1 protein-coding gene is annotated in these 664 nt (G+C 63.6%); it reads left to right on the forward strand.

The window, feature by feature from the left end; translation table 11 throughout:
* Positions 1–76: 76 nt before the first annotated feature.
* Positions 77–664 (forward strand): DUF1028 domain-containing protein (locus GB927_RS34240; protein WP_256121591.1); only part of this gene is annotated, 588 nt, incomplete at its 3' end.

Genomic DNA, 664 nt, shown 5'->3' on the forward strand with positions numbered 1-664 from the left:
ATTTGACACCTCGTCGTCCCACTGTATTTTAGCGTTAAAATAAGCGTTGTAGCGCTAAACACAAGGGTAAACTTCCATGACCTTCTCGCTAGCCGCCCGCGACCCCAAAACCGGAATGTTCGGCGTCAGCATCGCCACATCGGCCGTGGCGGTGGGAAATCGGTGCCCATGGGCGCGCGCCGGCGTTGGTGCGGTCACCACCCAACACCGCACCGATATCCGCTCCGGACCCGTCGGCATCGAACTCCTCACCAAGGGCTTCACCGCCCGCCAGACCGTCGACTTCCTGGCCGCCACCAATGACTTTCCGCAGGAACGGCAATTCGCCGCCGTCGACCGCGAGGGAGGCGTGGCCTTCTACAACGGTGCGGCCATCGAGTGCATCCATGCTGGCCACGCTGGCAACCAGTGCGTTTCGACCGGCAACCTCCTGGCCAATGACGAGGTGCCGCGCCGCGTGGTCGAGGCCTATGAGGCGGCGATGGACCTGCCCTTTGCCGAGCGCCTGCTGGCCGCCATCAGGGGAGGGCTCGATGCCGGAGGAGAAACCAAGCCGATCATGGCAGCGGCGCTGCTGATCGCAGACCGCCAGTCATGGCCGCTGGTCGACCTGCGGGTGGATTGGAAGGAAGAGCCGATCAGCGAACTGGAACGGCTTTGGGAA

The sequence above is a fragment of the Shinella lacus genome, assembly GCF_010994755.1.
Taxonomy (GTDB): domain Bacteria; phylum Pseudomonadota; class Alphaproteobacteria; order Rhizobiales; family Rhizobiaceae; genus Shinella; species Shinella lacus.